This window comes from Microcoleus sp. A003_D6, assembly GCF_036702825.1.
Taxonomy (GTDB): Bacteria; Cyanobacteriota; Cyanobacteriia; order Cyanobacteriales; family Microcoleaceae; genus Microcoleus.
The window spans coordinates 1-6,037 of sequence record NZ_JAUBWA010000221.1; the positions used below are offsets into that span (position 1 = coordinate 1).

General features: G+C 47.1%; 7 protein-coding genes. 1 reads left to right on the plus strand and 6 read right to left on the minus strand.

Annotated elements, in window-relative coordinates; genetic code table 11:
- Positions 1–430 precede the first annotated feature (430 nt).
- Positions 431–1,567, plus strand: coding sequence for a PP2C family protein-serine/threonine phosphatase (locus QUB70_RS31315; protein WP_332985658.1), 1,137 nt, complete (start codon positions 431–433; stop codon positions 1,565–1,567).
- 57 nt (positions 1,568–1,624) lie between these two features.
- On the opposite strand, the gene QUB70_RS31320 is transcribed toward QUB70_RS31315, so the two are convergent.
- From QUB70_RS31320 to QUB70_RS31345, 6 genes are all read right to left on the minus strand, one after another.
- Entirely contained in the window at positions 1,625–1,951 is a 327-nt protein-coding gene (locus tag QUB70_RS31320; RefSeq protein WP_332985659.1) for an STAS domain-containing protein, read from the minus strand.
- Between the two features lie 239 nt (positions 1,952–2,190).
- Positions 2,191–2,823, minus strand: coding sequence for a helix-turn-helix domain-containing protein (locus QUB70_RS31325; protein WP_332985660.1), 633 nt, complete (start codon positions 2,821–2,823; stop codon positions 2,191–2,193).
- Positions 2,824–3,260: 437 nt separating this feature from the next.
- On the minus strand, positions 3,261–3,812 hold the full coding sequence (dps, locus tag QUB70_RS31330) for a DNA starvation/stationary phase protection protein Dps (protein WP_332985661.1): 552 nt from the start codon (positions 3,810–3,812) through the stop codon (positions 3,261–3,263).
- A 95-nt stretch (positions 3,813–3,907) separates the two neighbouring features.
- Complete coding sequence (locus QUB70_RS31335; RefSeq protein ID WP_332985662.1) at positions 3,908–4,168, minus strand: sulfiredoxin; 261 nt, start codon at positions 4,166–4,168, stop codon at positions 3,908–3,910.
- 328 nt (positions 4,169–4,496) lie between these two features.
- Positions 4,497–5,363 carry a DUF3800 domain-containing protein gene (locus QUB70_RS31340; protein ID WP_332985663.1) on the minus strand — a complete coding sequence of 289 codons (867 nt, stop codon included), beginning with the start codon at positions 5,361–5,363 and terminating at the stop codon, positions 4,497–4,499.
- Between the two features lie 269 nt (positions 5,364–5,632).
- Positions 5,633–6,037, minus strand: a 405-nt coding sequence (locus QUB70_RS31345; RefSeq protein ID WP_332985664.1) for a hypothetical protein, incomplete at its 5' end; no start/stop codon positions are given.

Consider the following 6,037-nt stretch of genomic DNA (forward strand, 5'->3'; position numbering starts at 1 on the left):
GTAGTATACTACAAATACAAGCAAGTTTGGGATTTTTAGGAATGGATTTAAGAAATTAAAGCCGTCCTAAAAGAACGAGGTTTTAAACCCAGTTTTCTGATAATACTAGCTTTTGCTGCTAGCAAAGTAAATGTCAAATCCACTAATTAGCAACTTATGATACCAGAAGTCCCGCCCCGATGTCAATTCGCCCCTGCTGCCCAAAAAAGTCCATCAAAGTTTATATTCTGAGTATAAACTGGGGGTGAAGTTCGACAAGGCCAAAATTTGCATCAAATTTAGAGGTAAATTGAACTCAATGGCTGGCAGGCAAAAGCATTTAGCCCAAAAGCGATGTCAATAAACTATACTCAATCTCAGACAAGCGCGCTGATAGGATATATTTTTAATGACCCCCAGACCTTGAAAGACTTGTAGTACCTGAGTGCCCATGTTTCAAATTCTGGTTATAGACGATGATACTGCTGTTCAAGAACTGCTGAGAAGAACCCTGAAAAAACAGGGTTACGAAGTTACAGTAGCAAGTAATGGCGAAGACGGTGTAGCCCAGGCGCAAAAATTGCGTCCGGCCCTGATAATTTGCGATTGGATCATGCCGCGCTTGACCGGCATAGATGTCTGCCGTCGAGTTAAGGCAGATCCCGATCTGTCAACTACACAATTCTTTTTGTTGACTTCTTTGGGTTCGATCGCCGATCGAGTCAAAGGGCTCGACGCCGGTGCCGACGATTTTATCTCCAAGCCGATCGAACTCAACGAATTGCAGGCGAGAGTCCGCGCCGGATTGCGGCTGCACCAACTCAGCCGAGATTTGAAAATAGCCAAGCAAAGTCTGGAAGCAGAGTTAGCCGAGGCGGCGGAGTACGTGCAATCGCTGCTGCCAGATCCGATGACGGAACCTGTCAGCATTGAGGCAAAGTTTATTCCCTCCCGGCAGTTGGGTGGAGATTGCTTTGACTACAACTGGCTGGATGCCGATTATTTGGCGATTTACTTGCTCGACGTAGCCGGTCACGGTTTGCGGGCGGCGCTGCCTTCGGTGGCCGTGCTCAATTTGCTGCGATCGCGCGCACTGCCCAACATTGACTACTACAAACCCAGCGACGTTTTGCGCGCCCTCAACACCACCTTCCAGATGAGCTACCAAAATGACAAGTATTTCACCATCTGGTACGGCGTTTACAACCGCATTTCTCGCCAGCTAGTTTACGCCAGCGCCGGCCATCCCCCGGCCGTGTTGATTTCCCAGTCGCCTGCTTCCACTGCTAAAATCCAGCGATTAAAAACCCCCGGAATGCCGGTCGGGATGTTCCCGGACGCCCCCTATGTCGATAATTGCTGCGATGTCGAGGATTTGAGCACTCTCTACATCTTTAGCGACGGGGTATACGAGATCCACCAACCTGACGGCAATATCTGGGGGCTTGACCCTTTCATCGACCTGCTAGCAGCCTACAACGGTGCAACTGCCGACCAGTTAGAGCTAGTTTTGAACTACATTCAAACGTTGAACGCTAAAGCAGTTTTTGATGATGATTGGTCTTTACTCAAGGTAAACTTTGGCTAGCTGACAAGAAAGCAGCACATCTGCAACCAAATAGCAAGAAGGCAGCAGCCAAAAGATTTAGCTAGTAGAGAGAATTTTGCTATTAAAAGCATCGCGGGTCGGAAATATCTCGAAAACTCGATCCATGCTGGTGAGCTCAAATAAGATACGGATTTGCTCGTTGATTGAACAGACGACTAATTGACTCCCAGCGGCCCGGACTGTTTTGAGCGCCAAGACTAAAGCGCCCAAACCAGAACTATCCATAAATGTCACATCAGTGAAGTCTATCAATACCACATCGGCTCCCGCTTCCACTAGGTCGCTAATTTCTTGGCGGAATTGACTTGCCTTGGTGCCGTCTAAAATGCCAGAGGGCTGAATAATTTTAACTACAGGACTCATATTTTGCAGTGGGAATGTCAGAATTTCTAGCCAGACTAGGCTAGTATAGCTGCGAGATGGACTCCGATCCAAATAAGAGAGGGGGAAAGCGCCAGAGCCAGAGAGCGGGAGAATAGTTTTGAGTGCAAGAGAGGGCGATCGTCGCGGATCGCAACGCATTCACTCGCAGCGCTTCGCCACCGCTAGTAAATGCGTGAGAGCGGGATAATTTTTGTGCGGGCGTTGGTATTGCAGCATCATCAAACCAAGCTAACTTTGGCGCGGTAGAGGAGTTTGTCGCCTTGTCTGTACCCTGTGTAGCGAACTTTGACTGGTTCTCCGGGCTGTGCTGTTCCTTCGATGAGCTGGTGCTGTTGCGGGTTGTAGGGCAGCGAGGCTCCAACTGGGGCGATCGACTCTATCCCCCAATGCTCCAATAACTGCTCGACTGGTCGCAGCAAGGGCAGTAGTTTCTGAGCCCGCAATTCGTGATTTTCCTGAGCTTTGCTCGCAGCAGTCGGCCACTGCAACATCCAAGATTCTAAAATTTGCACGCTAGATAGCTGGAATTCCTGCATCAAAGATTCTCGCTGGTGTTCGATCGAAGCTTGCAGGCGCTGATATTCTTGTTCTAGGGCTGTCGGTGCGGGCGGTTCTAACTCTACATAGTCTGGCGCCAAGGTTGCGAGCAGTTCGGTTAAGGAAATTTGCAAAGCTTGACTGATTTTGAGCAGGATGTGGGTTCGGGTTTGCAGGGCTAAGCCGCGACGCAGGCGACTTAGCTGGATCTCGGGAACTCCTGCTTTTTTGCTGAGTTCTCGATCGCTCGAAAGCCCGGCTTGTTGCATCAGGCGTTGCAGTTGAGGAGCATAATCAGGAATATTGGCAGTCACGAAAACTCATCCAAATTAACTATTAGCCGGGAAGTCCCGGGCGTATATTTAGAGGGGATTAATCAGAGCACTGCGCCCCGTACCCCGTTGGGAATTACTCCTTGGGATGAAAGGCTCGTCGGGTGTAGGTACGGAAACCGACAATTATTCTTTTATACCCCAAGATGCTCGGGAAATACTCTGATACTATATTAGCAAGTGGGGGTGGAACTACCTCACTATAAAAAGCCTTTGAAAAAAAGGAAAAAGAAGCCTGCGGTCTCACTGTACTCAGTTGACCGTCAGGTTTGTTCGCTAAATGGACATATTCTCGAGCGTAAACTGTCACGAGCCTTAAGGAAATACATCTGTGGGGCGGGCTGGCGTGCCCACCCCACCAGAGAAGTGGCCCAGGCATCTTGCCTGTGGCGGGCTGCGCCCCACAACTGTTTTTGTGGCTATTTGACGGCTACTTTTTCGCGGGCGGCGGCTGTTGCAGTTGTCGCAGAACCTTGCAAATGCGCTTCTAGGAACCACAAACGCTTGTCAATTGTCCGCGAAATTTCGGTGTAGAGATCCGCTGTATCGGCGTCGCCGAGTTCGCCTGTTTTGTCGATCGCGACTCGCAGGTGTTGGGCGTATGGTGCGTAGCGATCGGCCAAAGCAGTCACGTATTCTTTGCCGTCTAGGATGTCGAAAGGAAATTCTGGCAGGATCGAATCTGCGGCGGCTGTGCGGGCTGTTCCTACAGCCAAACCGCCCAAAGCTGTGACTCGTTCGGCAACCGTATCAACGTATTCTTCGAGTTCTGTTGCCATTTCGTCAAACAGCAAGTGCAACTGGTAGAAGTCCATGCCTTTAACGTTCCAGTGAGCTTGTTTGACTTGAGTTTTTAAGTCCAGAGTCGTTGCCAGCGTGGCGTTGAGCAGCCCGACTACTTGAGTGCGGGTGGCGGCTGACATATCGATGCGGGTGGGGTAAAGATGTTGTTTGTGGTTGTTGGCAGTCATAGGTTTTTAGGTTGTTAGTGGTGATTGTCGATCGAATATTTGAGATTGGTTTGGGCGATCGTCTCTTTGACTGTTGTGAATTTCTGTTGAGAGGCTCAGGCTAGGTGCATCTGCAACACGGTACGAGGAGCTCGGCGTACATTACAGCGGATAGTTTCTAAACCGAGACGCTGACAAGCTTCGTAGCGGTGGCAGCCGGAAAATCCGTAATACTGACCATCTACTTCTAGCACATCGATGGGTTCGTTTAAACCTACCTCGCGGATGGATTCCATGAGGGCGGCGACTTTGGTTTGGTCGTTGACTCGCGGCAGGGGGCGGCGAATCTGGTTGAGGGGTATTTCTTCGATCCTCATGGTGGCTGTCTTTTTTGCTTCTCCTTAAATCATACTCGGAATGACTTCGAGTTGGCACAAAAAATGTCAGGAAATTTTGAGATTGGGAGAACGGGGGCGTGCGATCGCCCGTTTGCTGTAGTGTCGGGGGATGGAGGGCGATCGGCTTTGGGTGGGTGGGAAAATCAGCATTAAAATTCCTGTCCCATCAACATCAACTTGGTAGCTCAATTGATTGTCCGTGTCTTGACGTTTAAATGACCTGTAGTTATAATTTTGTTAGGCAAAGCCTAGGGGTAGTCGTTATGACTGCCGCATCATAACCGCTGAATAGGCGGTTTTGCTGTTTTTAGGATTTATCAAAGCAATAGTATTTAATACCTAATCGGGGTATCTGACTAGGCTCTAGGTCGCAGTCTACAAGTAAATTTTCTTTCTTCAAAGATAAGAAAGCTCGATTATCAGGCTGGTCTTGGCTGCGCGCAACGGGATATAAACACAAGTCAGTTAGTTGCATTACTAGGTTATTTTTTGTTTTGCTATCTATACCGCGCAGCAGTCTCGAAAAATCCGTGTTAGATAATGGTGAGTATTGACTAGATCGGTTGAGATCGAAACGATTGCCTTGCGATCGCAACTCATTAAAGTATTGCTTAAGTAGTCTGTCTTCTGTTTTACCTGCTGCTTCAAAATAGACCATCAGTGTACCGTTTCTGAGTGATGCGTATTTGGCTGCACGTTCCACTACAATTGAAAAGGCACTTTTCATCATTTCCCAGGTATTCTCGCCGTAGATTTCCAAGTAGCGTTTTAGGTAGCCTTGGCGGGAGACAACACAAGCCTGAACAATGATCGGGCAATTAATAATAGTATTTGTCAAGTCTCCGATAAAACGCTCTTGCTCTAAATCCGAGAGTTTACCTAGCCAAGCAAAGCGTTTTTTTCGAGAGCGGATTTCATTGCCATGTAAGGGTGTGTTTTGAGGAATATTCCAGCGATTCTTGAAATCAACTAGAAGACTATTAATCATATCTTCGTTGCTCCTCTCAATCAAAACGCCACCCATTGCAAAAAAGGGAGAGGAGTCATCGGGACTCGGTTTGGGACTTCCAGACTCGTCAAGGTACAGAGCAAATTCTTTAGGTTTGGTTTCCAGTGAATTAATAGCAGATTCAAAATTATTGGGAACTTTGGTGACGCGAAACTGGTTAACCATAATTTGCTTCTTGACACGATTATTATATTCTGGTTGAGGGAAATTTTTTCTATCCTTATTGCTTGCTTTTTTTCACTTGTTGTTAAATCATCCTCGTAATGAATTTGACTTGATAACAAATCTGATGACTTACGCAAAAAGCAGGTTTTACAAGGTATCTATGATGTTGGCAATAATTCGGTTGAAAGCAGTCTAATCAACTTGAATGATTAGATTTTAGATATGTTAATAAAGTTGTCTGTATTACGCACAACTCTCAAACTGTTTCTTTATTGCTCAGATATCCAATCTAAACAAGAATCGCAAAAAAACTTTGGTTCCCAAGGATAACCAGGTGTAAGTTCGCCACATTTCGCGCATTGTGTTAAACCGTGACCACTACCACACTCTGGATTAGTACATATGCCTTTAAACTCTCCGTAGGCGAGCGTAGTTCTTTCATTGCAATCTGGGCAAGTTGTTAACAAAAAATCTGCCCCCTTGCTATAGTAAGACTCTGTTTCTAACTCTCGCATAACTCGGTCTCTTGATTTCTTGAATTCTTTAATTTTACCCTTTATGTCCCGATCAAATTGCCTTCTACGCTCTTTCTGAGTTCTGTAGTTTAGACTAACTAAAGATGAGAACGGTGGCAAAAGAAGAACTAGAGCCACCGCGCCGGGAGAGAATGAGGG

Bases quoted from the DNA above. Each gene is read 5' to 3' on its own strand.
- QUB70_RS31315 (WP_332985658.1), top strand. From the start codon at position 431: ATGTTTCAAATTCTGGTTATAGACGATGATACTGCTGTTCAAGAACTG.
- QUB70_RS31340 (WP_332985663.1), bottom strand. From the start codon at position 5,363: ATGGTTAACCAGTTTCGCGTCACCAAAGTTCCCAATAATTTTGAATCT.
- QUB70_RS31320 (WP_332985659.1), bottom strand. From the start codon at position 1,951: ATGAGTCCTGTAGTTAAAATTATTCAGCCCTCTGGCATTTTAGACGGC.
- QUB70_RS31335 (WP_332985662.1), bottom strand. From the start codon at position 4,168: ATGAGGATCGAAGAAATACCCCTCAACCAGATTCGCCGCCCCCTGCCG.
- dps (WP_332985661.1), bottom strand. From the start codon at position 3,812: ATGACTGCCAACAACCACAAACAACATCTTTACCCCACCCGCATCGAT.